Genomic DNA, 19,945 nt, shown 5'->3' on the forward strand with positions numbered 1-19,945 from the left:
TGCCCGTCCCTGCGGAGGGAGGTGACGTGGGTCAGGATGGTGGCATGAGCGTAGTGAAGATCAATGTGCTGAGTGTCCCCGCCGAGCAGCGGGAGGTGCTGGAGCAGCGGTTCGCCTCGCGGGCGCACGCGGTGGAGAACTCCGACGGCTTCGAGTGGTTCGAGCTGCTGCGTCCCGTCGAGGGCACCGACCAGTACCTCGTGTACACGCGCTGGCGTGACGAGGAGTCGTTCCAGGCGTGGATGGAGGGGCCGATGAAGTCGGCGCACCAGGGCGGCGGCGAGGGCGGGGAGCGGCCGCGTCCGGCCGCGTCCGGTTCCACGCTGTGGTCCTTCGACGTGGTGCAGCAGGCGGCCCCGAAGGGCGCCTAGCGGTCCCGGGAGAGACGACGACGGCGCCCCCTGCCTGTGCGGGTCAGGGGGCGCCGTCGGCTCGTGGGGGGCCGTTACTTCACCGGCTCCGGCTCGGGCTCGTTCTCGGACTCGGCCGTGCCCGCGGGGGGCTCGTCGTCCGACACCGGGGTGCGGACGGAGTCCAGCAGGAGCTGGGCGACGTCCACGACCTGGATGGACTCCTTCGCCTTGCCGTCGTTCTTCTTGCCGTTGACCGAGTCGGTCAGCATGACGAGGCAGAACGGGCAGGCGGTGGAGACGATGTCCGGGTTGAGGGAGAGGGCCTCGTCGACGCGCTCGTTGTTGATGCGCTTGCCGATCCGCTCCTCCATCCACATCCGGGCGCCGCCGGCGCCGCAGCAGAAGCCGCGCTCCTTGTGGCGGTGCATCTCCTCGTTGCGCAGGCCCGGGACCTTGCCGATGATCTCGCGCGGGGGCGTGTAGATCTTGTTGTGGCGGCCCAGGTAGCACGGGTCGTGGTAGGTGATGATGCCCTCGACCGGGGTCACCGGGATCAGCTTGCCCTCGTCGACGAGGTGCTGGAGCAGCTGGGTGTGGTGGATGACCTCGTAGTCGCCACCGAGCTGCGGGTACTCGTTGCCGAGGGTGTTGAGGCAGTGCGGGCAGGTGGCGACGATCTTCTTGGCGGCCTTCGGCTTCCGCGACTCCGGCGTGACCTTGCCGTCGTCGTCCAGTTCCTCGCCGAACGCCGTGTTCAGGGCCATGACGTTCTCCATGCCGAGCTCCTGGAACAGGGGCTCGTTGCCCAGGCGGCGGGCGGAGTCACCGGTGCACTTCTCGTCGCCGCCCATGATCGCGAACTTCACGCCCGCGATGTGCAGCAGTTCGGCGAAGGCCTTGGTGGTCTTCTTGGCGCGGTCCTCCAGGGCGCCGGCGCAGCCGACCCAGTAGAGGTACTCGACCTCGGTGAGGTCCTCGATGTCCTTGCCGACGACCGGGACCTCGAAGTCGACCTCCTTGAGCCACTCCAGGCGCTGCTTCTTCGCCAGGCCCCAGGGGTTGCCCTTCTTCTCCAGGTTCTTGAGCATCGTGCCCGCCTCGGACGGGAACGCGGACTCGATCATCACCTGGTAGCGGCGCATGTCGACGATGTGGTCGACGTGCTCGATGTCGACGGGGCACTGCTCGACGCAGGCGCCGCAGGTGGTGCAGGACCACAGGACGTCGGGGTCGATGACGCCGTTCTCCTCGGCGGTGCCGATCAGCGCGCGCTCGGCCTCGGCCAGGGCGGCCGCGGGGACGTCCTTGAGCTGCTCCTCGGAGGCCTTCTCCGCGCCCTCCATGGTCTTGCCGCCGCCGGCCAGCAGGTACGGGGCCTTGGCGTGCGCGTGGTCGCGCAGCGACATGATGAGCAGCTTCGGGGAGAGCGGCTTGCCGGTGTTCCAGGCGGGGCACTGCGACTGGCAGCGGCCGCACTCGGTGCAGGTGGAGAAGTCGAGCAGGCCCTTCCAGGAGAACTGCTCGACCTGGGAGACGCCGAAGACGTCGTCGTCGCCCGGGTCCTCGAAGTCGATCGGCTTGCCGCCGGAGGTCATCGGGAGCAGGGCGCCGAGGGAGGTCTCACCGGTGGCGTTGCGCTTGAAGAAGATGTTCGGGAAGGCCAGGAAGCGGTGCCAGGCGACGCCCATGTCGGTCTTCAGGGCGACCGTGATCATCCAGATGAAGGAGGTCGCGATCTTCAGGCCGGCGAAGAAGTAGGTGAGGTTCTGGAGCGTGGAGACGTCCATGCCCTTCAGCCACGCCACCACCGGGTAGGAGATGAAGAAGGAGGCCTCGTAGGAGTCCACGTGGTGCTGGGCGCCCTCGAGCGCGTGCAGCATGAAGATGCAGACGCCGACGATGAGGATGACGGCCTCGACGAAGTAGGCCTGGCCGAAGTTGGAGCCGGCGAAGCGGGACTTGCGGCCCGGGTTGCGCGGGTGGCTCAGCTGGCGGATCGCGATCAGGACGAGGATGCCGACGATCGTCATGGTGCCGATGAACTCGACGTAGACGTTGTACGGCGCCCACTCGCCGATGATGGGCAGGATCCAGTCCGCCTTGAACAACTGTCCGATCGCGTTGACGATCGTCAGCAGCAGGGTGAAGAAGCCCACCGCCACGAACCAGTGCGCGACACCGACGATGCCCCAGCGGTTCATCCGGGTGTGGCCGAGGAACTCCTTGACCACGGTGAGGGTGCGCTGCACGGGCTCGTCGGTCCTGGTGCCCGCGGGCACGCTCTGACCGAGCCGCATGAAGTTGAAGATCTGCAGGAGGGCGCGGGCGAACAGGGCCACGCCGACCACGATCAGAACCAGCGACACGATGATCGCGGCGAGTTGCATTTCGGGGCTCCTCGGGCCTGCGAGGGAAATTACTAAGCGGTAACTTATGCAGTCCGTTCGAGACTACCCGCATCCTCACTCGCACTGTAGCCAGGCGCGAGGTGATCTGGGTCGCTGAGGTGAGCCTGAGCCGGACCGGCAATCAGATCGTGTTATTCGTACCGAATTGCTACGTTCGCGCCTAACTTAGAGCCGTGCTATACGGGATCACCGCGGCCTCCGCCGCCCTCCTCCTGACCGCCGTGCTGGCGGCGCTGCTCCGGGTGCCCGCGCTGCGCGCCGGCATCGTCGACCGGCGCCGGCAGCGACCCCTGCCGGTGCTCGGGGGAGCGGCCGTCGTGGCCGTCACCTGCCTGGTCGCCTGGGCGGGTGAGTGGACCCGCGTCGCCCCGCTGGGTGACGGGGTCGGCCGGCTGCTCGTGGCCGCCGCGGCGGTCGCCGCGCTCGGCCTGGTGGCCGATGTGTGGCGGCTGCGCGCCCGGGTACTGGTGGCCGGTACGACGGTGGCGGCGGCCTTCGTGGTGCCGTACGACGAGACCGGCTTCTGGGGCGGTGTCCTCGCCGTGGGCTGGATCGTCTTCGCCTCCCTGGCCTACCGGGGGCTCGACCACGCGGACGGTCTCGCGGGCACGGTCGGGGTGGTCACCGCCTTCGGGGCGGGTGCCTGCGCCGCCGCCGAGGTGATGGACGGGCTCGCCGTGCTGCTCAGCGTGTTCGCCGCGGCCCTCACCGGCTTCCTGATGCACAACTGGTTCCCGGCGCGGGTCGGCCTCGGCGCCTGCGGATCGCTGTTCACGGGGTTCCTGTTGTCCGCCGCGGCCGTGTTCACGCGCGCGGGGTACGGGCTCGGGGCGAGCGCGGGCGTGCTGTTCTGCCTCGGCGCGGTGGCCGCCGCCGACTTCCTGCTGGTGGTCCTGGCGCGCGCTCTGGGCCGCCGGCCGCTGCTGAGGCGGGGTCCGGACCACGTGGGGCACCGGCTGCGGCGGTTCGGGCTCACCCCGCCCGGTGCCGTCGTGCTGCTGGGCGCCGGGTCCTTCTCCGCGGTCCTGGTGGGGGTGCTCGTGCACACCGGGTGGACCGGGGACGGGGCCGTGCTCTGGGTGGCGGGTGGGGCGCTGTTCGTCGTGCTGGTACTCCTTCGGGTGCCGGCCCAGGCGGCGCGAAGGGATACGTCGACGCAGGTCAGCGGCCACTTGCGTGTAAGGAACGGATAAGACTTGAGCCCGTTCGACTCATGTCTGTTGACCGCACGGACCTCGTCGTGCACACTTGAGCCTGTTCCACTCAAGTCAGCTGGAGGAATCAACCATGGCACGTGCGGTCGGCATCGACCTGGGCACGACTAACTCCGTCGTCAGCGTTCTGGAGGGCGGCGAGCCCACCGTCATCACCAACGCCGAGGGCGCCAGGACCACGCCGTCCGTCGTCGCCTTCGCCAAGAACGGTGAGGTGCTCGTCGGCGAGGTCGCCAAGCGCCAGGCGGTCACGAACGTGGACCGGACCATCCGCTCGGTGAAGCGCCACATGGGCACCGACTGGAAGATCCAGCTGGACGGGAAGGACTTCAACCCCCAGCAGATCTCCGCGTTCATCCTGCAGAAGCTGAAGCGGGACGCCGAGTCCTACCTGGGCGAGAAGGTGACCGACGCGGTCATCACCGTCCCGGCGTACTTCAACGACTCCGAGCGTCAGGCGACCAAGGAGGCCGGCGAGATCGCCGGTCTGAACGTCCTGCGCATCGTCAACGAGCCGACCGCCGCCGCGCTGGCGTACGGCCTCGACAAGGACGACCAGACGATCCTCGTCTTCGACCTCGGTGGCGGCACCTTCGACGTGTCCCTCCTGGAGATCGGCGACGGCGTCGTCGAGGTGAAGGCCACCAACGGTGACAACCACCTCGGTGGTGACGACTGGGACCAGCGCGTCGTCGACTACCTGGTGCAGCAGTTCAAGTCCGGTCACGGCGTGGACCTGGCCAAGGACAAGATGGCCCTGCAGCGTCTGCGCGAGGCGGCGGAGAAGGCCAAGATCGAGCTGTCCTCGTCCACCGAGACCTCGATCAACCTGCCCTACATCACCGCGTCCGCCGAGGGCCCGCTGCACCTGGACGAGAAGCTCACCCGCGCCCAGTTCCAGCAGCTGACCGCGGACCTGCTGGAGCGCTGCAAGACGCCGTTCCACAACGTCATCAAGGACGCCGGCATCTCGATCAACGAGATCGACCACGTCGTCCTGGTCGGCGGCTCCACCCGCATGCCCGCCGTCGCCGAGCTCGTCAAGGAGCTGACCGGTGGCAACGAGGCCAACAAGGGCGTGAACCCGGACGAGGTCGTCGCCATCGGCGCCGCCCTGCAGGCCGGTGTCCTCAAGGGTGAGGTCAAGGACGTCCTGCTCCTCGACGTGACCCCGCTGTCCCTCGGCATCGAGACCAAGGGCGGCATCATGACCAAGCTCATCGAGCGCAACACCACGATCCCGACCAAGCGGTCCGAGATCTTCACGACGGCCGAGGACAACCAGCCGTCCGTGCAGATCCAGGTCTACCAGGGCGAGCGCGAGATCGCGGCGTACAACAAGAAGCTCGGCATGTTCGAGCTGACCGGTCTGCCGCCGGCGCCGCGTGGCGTCCCGCAGATCGAGGTCGCCTTCGACATCGACGCCAACGGCATCATGCACGTGACCGCGAAGGACCTGGGCACGGGCAAGGAGCAGAAGATGACCGTCACCGGCGGCTCCTCGCTGCCGAAGGACGAGGTCGACCGCATGCGCCAGGAGGCCGAGAAGTACGCGGAGGAGGACCACGCCCGCCGCGAGGCCGCCGAGACCCGCAACCAGGGCGAGCAGCTCGTCTACCAGACCGAGAAGTTCCTCAAGGACAACGAGGACAAGGTCCCGGGCGAGATCAAGACCGAGGTCGAGGGCGCGCTCGGCGAGCTGAAGGAGACGCTCAAGGGCGAGGACACCGCCGCGATCCGCACCGCCACCGAGAAGGTCGCCGCCGTCTCGCAGAAGCTCGGCCAGGCCATGTACGCCGACGCCCAGGGCGCCCAGGCGGCGGCCGGCGGTGCCGACGAGGCCCCGAAGGCCGACGACGACGTCGTGGACGCCGAGATCGTCGACGACGAGCGCAAGGACGGTGCCGCGTGACGGAGGAGACCCCGGGCTTCGAGGAGAAGCCCGACGTCCCCTCCGGCGCGACCCCCGACGACGCCGAGTCGAAGGCCGCTCCCGACGAGGGGGCGGCCCCGGCCGGGGACGTGAACGCAGACGCGGGCCTGGTGGCCCAGCTCGACCAGGTGCGCACGGCGCTCAACGAGCGCACGCTGGACCTCCAGCGGCTCCAGGCCGAGTACCAGAACTACCGCCGACGGGTCGAGCGCGACCGGGTCGCGGTCAAGGAGATCGCCATCGCGAACCTCCTGACCGAGCTCCTGCCGACGCTGGACGACATCGGCCGCGCACGCGAGCACGGTGAACTGGTCGGCGGCTTCAAGTCGGTGGCGGAGTCGCTGGAGACGGTCGCGGCGAAGATGGGCCTGCAGCAGTTCGGCAAGGAGGGCGAGCCCTTCGACCCGACGATCCACGAGGCCCTGATGCACAGCTACGCGCCGGACGTCACCGAGACGACGTGCGTGGCCATCCTGCAGCCCGGGTACCGCATCGGCGAGCGCACCATCCGCCCCGCGCGGGTGGCCGTCGCCGAACCGCAGCCCGGCGCGCAGACCGTCAAGGCCGAGGAAGCCGAGGAGAGCGCGGCGGCCGACGACAAGGAGAACGGTGGCCCGGAGGAGGGCTGACGTAATCACCGAGGACAGGAAGGAGGGACGTCGGGGATGAGCACCAAGGACTTCATCGAGAAGGACTACTACAAGGTCCTCGGCGTCCCCAAGGACGCCACCGAGGCCGAGATCAAGAAGGCGTACCGGAAGCTCGCCCGCGAGTTCCACCCGGACGCCAACAAGGGAAACGTCAAGGCGGAGGAGCGCTTCAAGGAGATCTCCGAGGCGAACGACATCCTCGGCGACCCCAAGAAGCGCAAGGAGTACGACGAGGCGCGCGCCCTGTTCGGCAACGGAGGCTTCCGCCCCGGGCCGGGCGGCGCCGGCGGCAACTTCAACTTCGACCTCGGCGACCTCTTCGGGGGCAACGCCCAGAGCGGAGGCGGCTTCGGCGGCGGACTCGGTGACGTCTTCGGGGGCCTGTTCAACCGGGGCGGCACCACCGGCACCGGCACCCGTACCCAGCCGCGGCGCGGCCAGGACATCGAGTCCGAGGTGACGCTGAGCTTCACGGAGGCCATCGAGGGTGCCACGGTGCCTCTGCGGATGTCCTCCCAGGCTCCCTGCAAGGCCTGCTCCGGCACCGGCGACAAGAACGGCACCCCTCGGGTGTGCCCGACCTGCGTCGGCACCGGACAGGTCGCCCGGGGCTCGGGCGGCGGGTTCTCGCTCACCGACCCCTGCCCCGACTGCAAGGGCCGCGGTCTGATCGCCGAGCACCCCTGCCTGGAGTGCAAGGGCAGCGGCCGCGCCAAGTCCTCGCGCACCATGCAGGTCCGCATCCCCGCCGGGGTCACCGACGGGCAGCGGATCCGGCTGCGCGGCAAGGGCGCGCCCGGTGAGCGCGGCGGTCCGGCGGGCGACCTCTACGTCGCCGTGCACGTCGGCACGCACCCGGTGTTCGGGCGCAAGGACGACAACCTCACGGTGACGGTCCCGGTGACGTTCACCGAGGCCGCGCTCGGCGGCGAGGTCCGGGTCCCGACCCTGGGCGGTCCCGCCGTCACCCTGAAGCTGCCGCCCGGCACCCCCAACGGCCGCACCATGCGGGCGCGGGGCAAGGGCGCGGTCCGCAAGGACGGCACCCGCGGCGATCTGCTGATCACCGTCGAGGTGAGTGTCCCCAAGGACGTGTCGGGGAAGGCTCGTGACGCACTGGAGGCGTATCGCGAGGCGACCGCGGGCGAGGACCCGCGGGCGGAGCTGTTCGAGGCCGCGAAGGGAGATTGAGCGCCCCATGGACACGTCCGGCCGTCGGCGTAACCCGTACGAACTGACCGAGGAGACCCCGGTCTACGTCATCTCGGTGGCGGCCCAGCTCTCCGGACTCCACCCGCAGACGCTGCGCCAGTACGACCGGCTGGGTCTGGTCTCGCCCGACCGCACGGCCGGGCGGGGCCGGCGCTACTCGGCCCGCGACATCGAACTGCTCCGCCAGGTGCAGGCGTTGTCGCAGGACGAGGGCATCAACCTGGCCGGCATCAAGCGCATCATCGAACTGGAGAACCAGGTCGCGGCCCTCCAGTCCCGGGTCGCCGAACTCCAGTCGGCGCTCGACGGCGCGGCGGCCGCGATGCGGCAGCGGGAGGCGGCCGTCCACGCCTCCTACCGCCGCGACCTGGTCCCGTACCAGGAGGTCCAGCAGACCAGCGCGCTGGTCGTGTGGCGGCCCAAGCGGCAGCAGAACGACTGACGCGCCGAGCCGTCGGTGCGTCACGAGAGGGGCCCGGGTTCTCCCGGGCCCCTCTCGCGTGTCCGGCGCCCGGCCGTGCGACGGCCGGGCCCGGACACGCGGGTGGCCGGGTTTGTTCGGTCCTCTGATCGAGTCGGCGGGGCGGTCCGCGACCGCCGGCCGGCGCGACTCGTCCGGATGGGCTCCGGTTGCACTGGTCTTTACCTCCCTGTGAACTCCCGTTGGGTGGAGGGTCCGTAAAGACTGTTTGGAGACGATTCCGCTCCTCCTTCACAGGTGCAGCGGAGCGTGCTGTTGCGCACTCGTTAAGTAGTTCCGCTTGACGCCGGGTGTCGGGTCCAAGTTGTCTTTTCAGACACCTGGGTCGTAAAGCAGCACCCACGTCCGGAACGCACCTGAAGTGAGCCCCTGAATGCGTCGTATAGCCATGTCCGTGGCCGCGTCCACGATGACCCTTTCGCTCGCCGGCTGCGGCGTGCTGGACGCTACGGGCGACGGCGCGAGCGCGACGCCGACGAAGGGGGACGACGTCACCATCGGGCTCCTGCTGCCGGAGAAGGCGAACACCCGCTACGACAAGTTCGACTACCCCATCATCAAGAACCAGGTGGCCGAGCTGACCCACAAGAAGGGTCACGTCCAGTACGCCAACGCCGACGCGGACTCCGCCCGGCAGGCCGGCCAGATGCAGCAGATGATCGACGACAGGGTGGACATCATCTTGCTCGACGCGGTCGACTCGCACGCCATCGCCGGTGAGGTGAAGAAGGCCAAGGACGCGGGCATCCCCGTCATCGCCTACGACCGGCTGGCCGAGGGCCCGATCGACGCCTACATCTCCTTCGACAACGAGCTGGTCGGCGAGGTGCAGGCCCGCACCCTGCTGGACGCGCTGGGCTCGGGCGTGGGCACCTCCGACAAGGTCGTCATGGTGAACGGTTCGCCCACCGACCCGAACGCCAAGCAGTTCAAGGAGGGCGCGCTCTCCGAGCTGAAGGACAAGGTCACGATCGCGGACAGCTGGGACACCAAGGACTGGAAGCCGGAGATCGCCCAGGCCAGGATGGCCCAGGCGATCGCCAGGATCGGCAAGAGCAACATCGCCGCGGTGTACGCCGCCAACGACGGCATGGCGGGCGGTGTCATCAAGGCCCTCAAGGCGGCCGGTGCCACCACCCTGCCCCCGATCACCGGCCAGGACGCCGAACTGGACGCCGTCCAGCGGATCCTCGCCGGTGAGCAGTACATGAGCGTGTACAAGTCCTACCCGGACGAGGCCGAGGCCGCCGCGCAGATGGCGGTCACCAAGGTGCAGGGCAAGGACATCCAGTTCGACGCCCTCACCCAGGACCACGTCGACAGCCCGACCGACAAGAACATCCCGTCCAAGCTCGTCCAGGTGAGCGCCCTCACCAAGAACCGGGTCAAGGACACCGTCATCGCCGACGGCATCTACACGGTCGCCGACATCTGCACCCCCAAGTACAGGGCGGCCTGCGCCGCCGTCGGCCTGAAGTAGCCGCCGCGGCCTCCCCGCATCGCGCCACCCCCGTGGGCGCGATGCGGCGGCCCCGGCCGTGCGGGGGGTGCGTGACCGGGACCGTCTCCGGGCGCCGTGGCACCCGGGGGAAGCGGGACCAACGATGCCCGTGTGACGTTCAGGCCACCACCATCAGGTTGTTGCAATGCGACGGGCGGAGGCCGGACGATACCCGGGCACACCCCCCGATTCCGGTGCCCTCGGCGGACGGAGCCGTGTTGCGGACCCGGTCCCGGCCGCGCATAGTTGCGCTGCGGAAGTGGCAGCAAACCGGGGGTGGAATGGGCGATGGCCGGGCGTGGGGCGGAGCAGCATCCACACGGTGCCGACCGGCTGTGCGACGCCGGGGACCGCGTGTACTCCCGGGCCGTACGCCGGGGACGGGTGCCGCGCGCGGACGCGGAGCGGGTGCCCTGCCTGCTGGAGCTGGCCCTGCTGCACCCGGACCCGGACGACATGGACTGGCTGGTGCCGACCTCCCCGCAGGAGGTCATGACCCGGCTGCTGCGCGGGGTCTACGACGAGGTCAGGGAGAGCCAGCGGCGGGTGGGCTCGGCGGTCGGCGCCTTCGAGTGGTACGCCGGTCTCGGCCGCCAGCTCCAGGCGCTCTCGGCGCCGGGTGAGGGCACCGCCATCCGCGTGCTGGACGGGCTCTCCCGTATCCAGGCCGCGATGGACGAGGCCACCGAGGCGTGCGCGAGCGAGGTGCTCACGGTGCAGCCCGGCGGCATCCGGCGCGAGGCCGAGCTGACCGAGGGACTGCACCGGGCGCTGACGCTGCGCGGCCGGGGCGTGCGCATGCGCGACCTGTACACCCACGTGGCCCGGCACGGGCAGGGTCTGCTCAACTATCTGGAGCTGATGGGGGACACGGTCGAGGCCCGCACCCTGGACGAGGTCATCGACCGGCTGATCCTGTTCGACCGCACGGTCGCCTTCATCCCCGCCAACGCCGAGCGCACGATGGCCCTGGAGCTGCGTCACCCGGCGCTGGTGGAGTACCTGGTGACCGTCTTCGAGCGGTTGTGGCGGCTCGCGCTGCCGCTGACCGCGCCCCTGCCCGACACCGGCATCGAGGGCATCTCGCACCGCGAGCGGTCCATCGCGGCCCTGCTCGCGGAGGGCCACCAGGACGCGGTGATCGCCGAGCGGCTCGGCATCAGCGTCCGCACCTGCCGAGCCCACATCGCCCGCCTCTCCGACACCCTCGGCGCGGCCAGCCGCACCCAACTCGGCGTCCGCATCGCCCAGGTGGGCCTGGACGGCCCCCCGCGCCCCGGCTCCCCGGCGGCCCCGCCCGCCCTCAGGATCCCCGACCAGGAGGCCCCTGGCGTCCGCTGAGGCGGCCGTACGGCCGGACGGCGGGGGAGGCGCACAGCCGGGCAGGCGGGCAGCCGGGGAGCCGCACAGACGGGCCCGGCCGGGCCGTCACGGCCGGACCGGTCACGCCGGTGCGCCGTCAGTGCGCCGACCCCGTGTGCTTCAGGATGCCCGACTCACCGATCAGGTAGCCGAGTTGGGCGCGGCTCTCGCTGCCCAGGGTGGCGGCGAGCTTGGCGATGTGCAGGCGGGCGGTGCGTACGTTCATCCCGAGGCGGTCGGCGATGGCGGTGTCGGTGTGGCCCTCCACGAGGAGGGCCGCGATGGCCCGCTGGCGGGGCGTGACGCCGTCCAGGGACGGCTGCCGGACGGCGCGCGGGTGCAGCGGGGTCGCCAGGTGCCAGAGGCGGTCGAAGACGGTCACGAGGTAGTCGACGAGGGCGGGCAGCCGGATCTCCAGGGCGAGGGTGCGGTCCTTGTTCGCTGGGAGGAAGGCGACCGCGCGGTCGAAGACGAGGAGCCGCTCGGTGACCTCGTTCAGGGTGCGTGCCTCGACGTCGCCCCGCAGCCGCTCGTAGCGCGCCTGCACGGTGGGCGCGTGCCGCAGGGTGTGCTGGTAGAGGGTGCGGATCCGGGCGCCGCGGTCGAGCAGGGCCTGGTCGCGGTCGAGGGCGAGCGCGAACAGGCTGGGGGATGTGCGGGTGTGCGTGGGGTGCGAATGGATCGCCAGGAGCTCCTCGCGGGCGTCCGCCATGACCTGGGAGATGGCCTGGTTGATCCGCTCCAGGCCGCTGTGCATCCGGATGGTCGCGGGACCGCCGGCGGGCCCGGCGGGCGGCTCCTGGGTGCGCAGCAGCGGCGCGAAGGTCTCGGTCAGGCGTGCCTCGCGGCGCCGCTCGTCGGCGACGCGCTCCGCCGAGCCGCGCAGCAGCTCGTGCAGGGCGACGGCGGCGGCCACCGGTTCCAGCCTGCCGGGGTCGTCGACGTTCGGCTGCAGCAGACCGAACCGCAGCAGGCAGGGGGCGGACCCGGCCTGCTTGTCGGTGACGTGGCCCGCGCGCAGGGCCTGTGCGTACAGCTCCGATCCTGCCGGACACAGCTCTTCCATGCCGTGCTCCGGATGCGGCGCCGGGGTCACTGCCGGGCTCCCTCCTGCTCGGTGGTGCGGGGTCGGGGCGGGGGTGGGGTGTGCCGTGGGGTGTACCGCGGGGCCGTCGCACGGGATGCCGCGCGGTGGTCCGGGGCCGCCGGGGCCGCCCGTCCGGCACGGCCGGCGCCGGACGGCGTGGCCGGGTGCCGGGCGGCACCGGGTGGCGGGCCCGCGCTCAGGGCCGGTCGGTGTGCCCCGGCGCGGCCATGTCCTGTTCGAGGAGCCCGGACTGGGCGATGAGGTAGCCGAGCTGGGCCCGGCTGCCGCTGCCGAGCGCCTGGGCGAGCTTGGCGATATGGGCGCGGCAGGTGCGCACGTTCATGCCGAGGCGGCGGGCTATGGCCTCGTCGACATGGCCCTCGACCAGGAGTTTGGCGATGGAGTGCTGGACGCCGGTGATGCCGTCCCGTGCGGGCTCGTAGGGCACCTCCTCGCGCAGCGGGGTGGCGCGGCGCCAGAGGTGCTCGAACACCTTGATCAGGTATTTGACGAGGCCGGGGTGGCGCAGTTCGAGGGCGACCTGCTGGTCGTCCTGGGCCGGGACGAAGGCGACGGTCGCGTCGCAGATGATGAGCCGCCCGATCAGCTCCTCCAGTGTGCGTATCTCGACCTTGCCGCGGGACATGACGTCCACGTACGCCATGGTGCCCAGGCTGTGCCGGACGGTGTGCTGGTACAGGGTCCGCATGCTCACCCCGCGCTCCATGAGCGGCCGGTCCCGTTCGAGGGCCTGCTTGAGGATCTGCTCGCTGCGCCCGCCGCCCGGCTGGACGGTCAGGACCTCGTGCCGGCACTCGGCCGTGGCGAGGTTGAGTGCCGCGTTGATCCTGTCGGCGCCTTCGAGCACGGTGATGGCGTGCGTGGGGGCGGGGGCCAGGGCGCTGAGCGCCATGAATGGCTCGAAGGATTCGGTCAGTTCGATGGAGAACCGGCGGCGGTCCAGGATCTCCCGTTCGAGCGGGTGCAGCCGCTGGGCGAGCGCGACGGCCGGGGGAACCGGCCGCAGCCACTTCTCGTCGTCAGGATCCGGGTGCAGCAGAGCGAACTCGAGGAGGCAGGGGGCGTCCTCGATCTCGGCGCGGGCGATCCGGCCGGTGCTCAACGCGCTGGCGTAGAGCTGTGTCCCCTCCTCGCAGAGATCGGTTATCGCGTGCTGATGTGTCCCTTTTGAGTCATTTTTCGGCAAATCTCCACCCCCCAGGGTCCTGAACATGCAGGAACATGATGCATCGCCCCTGTGGCATTGACGTGCCTGAATGAGCCATCGTCTTCGTGGCACGGGGGAAGGAAACTCGTTGAGTGAGGACGAAGCCGACTATGTACAAGAGAATGCTTCGATCGGCGCTTGCCGTTGCCTTCTCTGCGGCCGTGGTCTTCGGTGCTGGGGCGGGGACGGCGCAGGCGATCGGCGTGACCAAGCTGGACACCGGCTGGGGCGCCAGTAAGCCGACGGGAGTCGTCGTCGCCACGCCGACGGACACCGGTTGGGGGCAGAGCGCAAACCTCCACGGGTCGGGGCGGCCGGCATGACCACCCCTCCCGACGACCGGTCCTTCCGTCGTGAGATGGCCACCGCGTACCGCTCGGGCTGGCACTTCATCGACCTGGTCACCGCGATCCCCCACAGCGGTGACTCGTTGATGGTGACCGTGTTCGGCGAGCCGGTCGTCGTCACCCGCGACGACGAGGAGGACGTGCGGGCGTACCGGTGCCTGCGCAAGCCCCGTGGGGCGCCGCAGCCGGTACGGTGCGCCGTCCGGTACGGCATGATCTTCGTGAATCTGGACCAACGGGACCACCGGCTGGCAGAACCGGAAGTCCCGGACGTAAGGACCATTTCGGCCACCCCCCGCAGTGCCTGACGCGATTCCCCCGTCGTAAAAGATCGCTCAGGTGCTTCCCCCCGCAGCGGCGTCACCGTGACCTGAACACGGTGACGCCGCTGCAGTTTGTGGCGACATTTCGGTGTGTGGGAGCGCTGTCACGGTGGCCGAAACCAACCGGTTGACCGCCCCGTCCCGGTCTTCGTCCGGTTCCGCCCTCACCCGTGCCCGAGCGCCCGCTCCAGCTCGATCTCGATCACCACCCGGGAGGGGTTCTCCCGGGGCTGCCGCAGGTACCGCTCGGCGTAGCGCCGCTCGGCCTCGGCCACCCGCTCCGGGTCGTCGCTCACCCGGGCCCGGCCCTCCAGCGTGGCCCAGCGCCGGCCGTCCACCTGGCACACCGCGACCCGCCCGCCCTCGGGGCCGGCCGCGAGGACGTGGGCCACCTTCGCGCTCGTCCTGCTGGTGATCACCCTGGCCAGCCCGGCCTCGGGGTCGTACGTCACCCCCACCGGCACCACGTGCGGGCTGCCGTCGCGGCGCAGGGTCGTCAGGGTGCACAGGTGCCGCTCCCGCCAGAAGGCGAGATAGGGCTCGTCCGGGGAATTCGGGTCCTGGGAGTGCTTGGCCATGGTTCCGAAACGTAGTCGCAGGAAGCTGCGATCCCCACCTTGAGTGGAATAGACTCAACTTTGCGTATGCTGATCAAGGCAGCAGCAGTGGGAGACGAGGGAGACACGGCCACCGGGCCGACGCCGAGGAGGAGAACCGACACGTGGACGCCGAGCTGACCAACAGGAGCCGGGACGCGATCAACGCCGCCGGCAACCGAGCCCTGGCCGGGGGACACCCGGACCTCACACCCGCCCACCTGCTCCTCGCCCTGCTCGCGGGGCAGGACAACGAGAACATCACCGACCTGCTCGCCGCCGTGGAGGCCGACCAGGCTGCCGTGCGCTCCGGCGCCGAGCGCGTGCTCGCCGGGCTGCCCAGCGTGACCGGGTCCACCGTCGCGCCCCCGCAGCCCAACCGCGAACTGCTCGCCGTGATCGCGGACGCCACCGAACGGGCCGCCGAACTCGGTGACGAGTACCTGTCCACCGAGCACCTGCTCATCGGCATCGCCGCCAAGGGCGGGGCGGCCGGCGAGGTGCTCACGGCGCAGGGCGCCGACGCCAGGAAGCTGCAAGAGGCCTTTCGCAAGGCCAGGGGAGGACGCCGCGTGACCACCGCCGATCCCGAGGGCCAGTACAAGGCCCTGGAGAAGTTCGGCACCGACTTCACCGCCGCCGCCCGCGAGGGCCGCCTCGACCCGGTCATCGGCCGGGACCAGGAGATCCGGCGGGTCGTGCAGGTGCTGAGCCGCCGTACCAAGAACAACCCCGTCCTCATCGGTGAGCCGGGCGTCGGCAAGACCGCCGTGGTCGAGGGCCTCGCCCAGCGGATCGTCAAGGGCGACGTGCCCGAGTCGCTGCGCGACAAGCGGCTGGTCGCGCTCGACCTCGGCGCGATGGTCGCCGGCGCGAAGTACCGCGGCGAGTTCGAGGAGCGGCTGAAGGCCGTGCTCGCCGAGATCAAGGACTCCGACGGGCAGATCATCACCTTCATCGACGAGCTGCACACCGTCGTGGGCGCCGGGGCCGGCGGCGACTCCGCCATGGACGCGGGCAACATGCTCAAGCCGATGCTGGCCCGCGGTGAGCTGCGCATGGTCGGCGCGACCACGCTGGACGAGTACCGCGAGCGGATCGAGAAGGACCCCGCCCTGGAGCGCCGCTTCCAGCAGGTGCTGGTCGCCGAGCCGAGCGTCGAGGACACCATCGCGATCCTGCGCGGTCTGAAGGGCCGCTACGAGGCCCACCACAAGGTGCAGATCGCGGACAGCGCGCTGGTGGCCGCCGCGACCCTGTCCGACCGGTACATCACCTCGCGCTTCCTGCCCGACAAGGCCATCGACCTGGTGGACGAGTCGGCCTCCCGGCTGCGCATGGAGATCGACTCCTCGCCGGTCGAGATCGACGAGCTCCAGCGCTCCGTCGACCGGCTGAAGATGGAGGAGCTGGCGATCGCCAAGGAGACCGACCCGGCCTCCCGCGAACGCCTGGACAAGCTGCGCCGCGACCTCGCCGACAAGGAGGAGGAGCTGCGCGGCCTGACCGCCCGCTGGGAGAAGGAGAAGGAGTCCCTCAACCGGGTCGGTGAGCTGAAGGAGCGCCTGGACGACCTGCGCGGCCAGGCCGAGCGCGCCCAGCGCGACGGCGACTTCGACACCGCCGCCAAGCTGCTGTACGGCGAGATCCCGCAGCTGGAGAAGGAGCTGGAGGCCGCCTCCGAGGCGGAGGAGGAGGTCGCCCGGGACACCATGGTCAAGGAGGAGGTCGGCTCCGACGACATCGCCGACGTCGTCGCCGCCTGGACCGGCATCCCGGCCGGCCGCCTGATGGAGGGCGAGACGCAGAAGCTGCTGCGCATGGAGGACGAGCTGGGCCGGCGGCTCATCGGCCAGGGCGAGGCGGTGCGCGCGGTGAGCGACGCCGTACGGCGCTCACGGGCCGGCATCGCCGACCCCGACCGCCCGACCGGGTCCTTCCTCTTCCTCGGCCCGACCGGCGTCGGCAAGACCGAACTCGCCAAGGCTCTCGCCGACTTCCTGTTCGACGACGAGCGGGCCATGGTCCGCATCGACATGTCCGAGTACGGCGAGAAGCACAGCGTGGCCCGGCTGGTCGGCGCGCCTCCCGGCTACGTCGGCTACGAGGAGGGCGGCCAGCTCACCGAGGCGGTCCGCCGGCGGCCGTACAGCGTGGTGCTGCTGGACGAGGTCGAGAAGGCCCACCCGGAGGTCTTCGACGTCCTGCTCCAGGTGCTGGACGACGGCCGGCTCACCGACGGCCAGGGCCGCACGGTCGACTTCCGCAACACCATCCTGGTGCTCACCTCCAACCTGGGCAGCCAGTACCTGGTCGACCCGGTCTCCAGCGAGGCGGAGAAGCGGGAGCAGGTCCTGGAGGTCGTACGGGCCTCTTTCAAGCCGGAATTCCTGAACCGGCTCGACGACCTCGTGGTCTTCTCCGCGCTCACCAAGCCCGAGCTGGAGCGGATCGCGAAGCTCCAGATCGACCGGCTGGCCAGGCGGCTGGCCGAGCGGCGCCTCACGCTGGACATCACCCCCGAGGCGCTCGCCTGGCTCGCCGAGGAGGGGATGGACCCGGCCTACGGCGCCCGTCCGCTGCGCCGTCTGGTGCAGACCTCGATCGGCGACCGGCTCGCCAAGGAGATCCTGTCCGGCGAGATCAAGGACGGCGACACGGTCCGGGTGGACCGCTTCGACCAGGGGCTGCTGGTCGGCCCGGCGACGGGCAAGACCCTCTAGCCGGGGTACGCGGACCCGGTGGCGCCCCGGCGGCCGTGAACCCGTGTCAGCCCTCGGCTGACACGGGGTGGCCGGGGCTTGCCACCCCCCTCCCCCTCTGGGGGAGGATGGCGGAATCCGCATGAAGGGAAAAACAGTGAGCATCGACCCGTCCTCGATCCCGAACTTCGGGGGCCAGCCCGAACCGCAGCCGCAGGGACCGGCCGGCCCCGTCGTCCCGGATCAGGACCTCGTGAAGCAGCTCCTCGACCAGATGGAGCTGAAGTACGTCGTCGACGAGGAGGGTGACCTCGCGGCTCCGTGGGAGCAGTTCCGCACGTACTTCATGTTCCGCGGGGAGGACGAGCAGGCGGTCTTCTCGGTGCGGACGTTCTACGACCGGCCGCACAAGATCGACGAGAAGGCCCAGCTGCTCGAGTCCATCGACGACTGGAACCGCCGCACCCTGTGGCCCAAGGTGTACACCCACACCCACGACGACGGCACGGTCCGCCTCATCGGCGAGGCCCAGATGCTGATCGGCACCGGCGTCGACCTGAACCACTTCGTCTCGTCCACGGTCAGCTGGGTGCGGGCCGCGATCGAGTTCGACAAGTGGCTGGTCGAGCAGCTCGGTCTCGAGCAGGAGGTCAACGACTCCGAGGAGCCCGAGGACGACGGGGAGTAACCGGGTCCGGTCAGGTCTGGGGGCACCGCCCCCAGCCCCTGATCACAGCCGCCGCAGCCGCTCGGCGGCCTCCCGGAGCACCTCCTCGCGCTTGCAGAACGCGAACCGCACGAACGGCGACCCCGCCTCCCGGTCGTCGTAGAACACCGCGTTGGGGACGGCCACCACACCGGCCCGCTCCGGCAGGGCGCGGCAGAAGGCGAGGCCGTCCTTCTCGCCGAGCGGGCGGATGTCGGTCGTGATGAAGTAGGTGCCCGCCGGCCGGAAGACCTCGAACCCGGCCCCGGTCAGCCCCTCGGCGAGGATGTCCCGGCGGACCCGCATGCCCTCGCGGAACCCCTCGAAGTAGGAGTCCGGCAGGGTCAGTGCCTCGGCCACCGCGTACTGGAAGGGGCCCGACGCGACGTACGTCAGGAACTGTTTGGCGGAGCGGACGGCGGTCACCAGTCCGGGTGCGGCCGTCACCCAGCCGACCTTCCATCCGGTGAACGAGAACGTCTTGCCCGCGGAGCCGATCGTCACCGTCCGCTCCCGCATCCCGGGGAACGTGGCCAGCGGCAGGTGCTCCGCCTCGTCGAAGACCAGGTGCTCGTAGACCTCGTCCGTCACCACCAGCAGATCGCGCTCCACCGCCAGCGCGGCGACGGCGGCGAGTTCGGCGCGGGTGAGGACCGTGCCGGTCGGGTTGTGCGGGGTGTTGAGCAGCAGCAGCCGGGTGCGGTCCGTGACGGCCGCGCGCAGCTCGTCGAGGTCCAGCCGGAAACGGCCGCCGTCCGGCCGCAGCGTCACCGGCACCCGCCGGCCGCCCGCCATCGCGATGCTCGCGGCGTAGGAGTCGTAGTACGGCTCCAGGGCCACCACCTCGTCCCCGGGCTCCAGGAGCGCCAGCAGCGAGGCCGCGATCGCCTCCGTGGCGCCGGCGGTGACCAGCACCTCGGTGTCGGGGTCGTACGCCAGGCCGTAGCGGCGCAGCTGGTGCGCGGCGACGGCGGTGCGCAGCTCGGGGACGCCCGGGCCCGGCGGGTACTGGTTGCCGCGCCCGTCCCGCAGCGCGCGCACGGCCGCCTCCCGCACCTCCTCGGGACCGTCGGTGTCGGGGAAGCCCTGCCCCAGGTTGATCGACCCGGTCGCCACGGCGAGGGCGGACATCTCGGCGAAGATCGTCGTCCCGAACTCGGCGAGCCGGCGGTTCAGGAACGGACGCGCGGTGGAGGTCATGCGGGTCATCCTCCGCCCAACCGCCGGAGTTTCTCAACAGGCGCAGGGGTGCCGTACGACCCTGTCTCGCTGCCGCAGGCGGACGTCCTGGAGCTGTCCGCGGACCCGGCGACGGTCGCCGGCACCCGGCGGTACGGGTGACGGCTTCACCGGCCGAGGCCGTCGGGTGCGGACCCTCTGAAGTTCCTCAACTCTGCTTTCGGTGTTCCGGCGGCCGGGCATCCCCCGTTCACCGCGGCCCACGGGGGGCCGGACACCGGGGGACGAAAGAAGGTGGCGCCATGGGCGTCGTGTTCGTGGTGGTGATGGCGGCGGTCATCTGCTTCGGGGTCGTCGTGTCCGCGAAGAGCAGGTCGCGGCGCGGACGGCGGGCGGGCCGGTCGGCTTCGTACGGCGCGGGTGGGAGCGGTGGGAGCTGGTGGGCCGGGGACAGCGGTTCGTCCTCGTCCGGCGGGCATCACTCGGGAGGTCACCACTCCGGGGGCCACCACTCGTGCGGGGGGCACTCGTCCTGCGGGGGTCACTCGTCCTGCGGTGGCTCCTCGTGCGGCGGTGGCTCGTCCTGCGGTGGAGGCGGGTGCGGGGGCGGCAACTGACGGGGCGTCGGGGGAGACGGCCGGCACCGCGTAGTTGAACAGTTGA

Annotated in this window: 16 protein-coding genes; 11 read left to right on the forward strand and 5 right to left on the reverse strand. The window is 70.6% G+C overall.

Annotated features, from left to right (window positions below):
- The first annotated feature begins 44 nt into the window (after window positions 1-44).
- A complete protein-coding gene (locus B446_RS19970; RefSeq protein WP_020941250.1) occupies window positions 45-371 on the forward strand; it encodes an antibiotic biosynthesis monooxygenase family protein in 327 nt (108 codons plus the stop codon).
- Between the two features lie 74 nt (window positions 372-445).
- Here the strand turns inward: B446_RS19970 and B446_RS19975 are convergent, their stop codons facing one another.
- Window positions 446-2,740, reverse strand: a complete 2,295-nt coding sequence (locus B446_RS19975) for a (Fe-S)-binding protein (RefSeq protein ID WP_020941251.1) — start codon at window positions 2,738-2,740, stop codon at window positions 446-448.
- A 194-nt stretch (window positions 2,741-2,934) separates the two neighbouring features.
- Between B446_RS19975 and B446_RS19980 the strand changes: the two genes are divergently transcribed.
- The 7 genes from B446_RS19980 to B446_RS20010 all read left to right on the forward strand — a co-directional run bounded on the left by B446_RS19980 (window position 2,935) and on the right by B446_RS20010 (window position 11,093).
- Window positions 2,935-3,954, forward strand: a complete 1,020-nt coding sequence (locus B446_RS19980; protein WP_020941252.1) for an MraY family glycosyltransferase — start codon at window positions 2,935-2,937, stop codon at window positions 3,952-3,954.
- 94 nt (window positions 3,955-4,048) lie between these two features.
- Window positions 4,049-5,887 carry a molecular chaperone DnaK gene (dnaK, locus tag B446_RS19985; RefSeq protein ID WP_020941253.1) on the forward strand — a complete coding sequence of 613 codons (1,839 nt, stop codon included), beginning with the start codon at window positions 4,049-4,051 and terminating at the stop codon, window positions 5,885-5,887.
- Window positions 5,884-6,537: a nucleotide exchange factor GrpE gene (gene grpE, locus B446_RS19990; protein WP_020941254.1), complete on the forward strand. Its 654-nt coding sequence runs from the start codon at window positions 5,884-5,886 to the stop codon at window positions 6,535-6,537. Before dnaK ends, grpE begins: the two co-directional genes overlap by 4 nt.
- A gap of 36 nt (window positions 6,538-6,573) precedes the next feature.
- Complete coding sequence (gene dnaJ / locus B446_RS19995) at window positions 6,574-7,749, forward strand: molecular chaperone DnaJ (protein WP_020941255.1); 1,176 nt, start codon at window positions 6,574-6,576, stop codon at window positions 7,747-7,749.
- A gap of 7 nt (window positions 7,750-7,756) precedes the next feature.
- Window positions 7,757-8,212 (forward strand): heat shock protein transcriptional repressor HspR, encoded by a 456-nt coding sequence (locus B446_RS20000; RefSeq protein WP_020941256.1) that lies wholly within the window; start codon window positions 7,757-7,759, stop codon window positions 8,210-8,212.
- Window positions 8,213-8,624: 412 nt separating this feature from the next.
- Window positions 8,625-9,731 (forward strand): sugar ABC transporter substrate-binding protein, encoded by a 1,107-nt coding sequence (locus tag B446_RS20005; protein ID WP_043476064.1) that lies wholly within the window; start codon window positions 8,625-8,627, stop codon window positions 9,729-9,731.
- 309 nt (window positions 9,732-10,040) lie between these two features.
- On the forward strand, window positions 10,041-11,093 hold the full coding sequence (locus B446_RS20010) for a helix-turn-helix transcriptional regulator (protein ID WP_020941258.1): 1,053 nt from the start codon (window positions 10,041-10,043) through the stop codon (window positions 11,091-11,093).
- A gap of 118 nt (window positions 11,094-11,211) precedes the next feature.
- Here B446_RS20010 and B446_RS20015 read toward each other — a convergent pair whose 3' ends face one another.
- Both B446_RS20015 and B446_RS20020 read right to left on the reverse strand, forming a co-directional pair.
- Window positions 11,212-12,180: a helix-turn-helix transcriptional regulator gene (locus B446_RS20015; protein ID WP_234967523.1), complete on the reverse strand. Its 969-nt coding sequence runs from the start codon at window positions 12,178-12,180 to the stop codon at window positions 11,212-11,214.
- A gap of 217 nt (window positions 12,181-12,397) precedes the next feature.
- A complete protein-coding gene (locus B446_RS20020; RefSeq protein WP_078614755.1) occupies window positions 12,398-13,435 on the reverse strand; it encodes a helix-turn-helix transcriptional regulator in 1,038 nt (345 codons plus the stop codon).
- A gap of 313 nt (window positions 13,436-13,748) precedes the next feature.
- On the opposite strand from B446_RS20020, the gene B446_RS20030 reads away from it, so the two are divergent.
- On the forward strand, window positions 13,749-14,084 hold the full coding sequence (locus tag B446_RS20030; RefSeq protein WP_020941262.1) for a hypothetical protein: 336 nt from the start codon (window positions 13,749-13,751) through the stop codon (window positions 14,082-14,084).
- A 179-nt stretch (window positions 14,085-14,263) separates the two neighbouring features.
- On the opposite strand, the gene B446_RS20035 is transcribed toward B446_RS20030, so the two are convergent.
- Window positions 14,264-14,677 (reverse strand): pyridoxamine 5'-phosphate oxidase family protein, encoded by a 414-nt coding sequence (locus B446_RS20035; RefSeq protein ID WP_020941263.1) that lies wholly within the window; start codon window positions 14,675-14,677, stop codon window positions 14,264-14,266.
- 143 nt (window positions 14,678-14,820) lie between these two features.
- On the opposite strand from B446_RS20035, the gene clpB reads away from it, so the two are divergent.
- Window positions 14,821-17,418 carry an ATP-dependent chaperone ClpB gene (clpB, locus tag B446_RS20040; RefSeq protein ID WP_020941264.1) on the forward strand — a complete coding sequence of 866 codons (2,598 nt, stop codon included), beginning with the start codon at window positions 14,821-14,823 and terminating at the stop codon, window positions 17,416-17,418.
- 136 nt (window positions 17,419-17,554) lie between these two features.
- The gene (locus B446_RS20045; RefSeq protein WP_020941265.1) at window positions 17,555-18,085 is read left to right on the forward strand and encodes a YbjN domain-containing protein; all 531 of its coding nucleotides are present in this window, start codon (window positions 17,555-17,557) and stop codon (window positions 18,083-18,085) included.
- A gap of 42 nt (window positions 18,086-18,127) precedes the next feature.
- Here B446_RS20045 and B446_RS20050 read toward each other — a convergent pair whose 3' ends face one another.
- Window positions 18,128-19,312 carry a pyridoxal phosphate-dependent aminotransferase gene (locus B446_RS20050; protein WP_043476070.1) on the reverse strand — a complete coding sequence of 395 codons (1,185 nt, stop codon included), beginning with the start codon at window positions 19,310-19,312 and terminating at the stop codon, window positions 18,128-18,130.
- Between the last annotated feature and the right edge of the window lie 633 nt (window positions 19,313-19,945).

The sequence above is a fragment of the Streptomyces collinus Tu 365 genome (assembly GCF_000444875.1).
In the GTDB taxonomy this organism is placed as follows: Bacteria; Actinomycetota; Actinomycetes; order Streptomycetales; family Streptomycetaceae; genus Streptomyces; species Streptomyces collinus_A.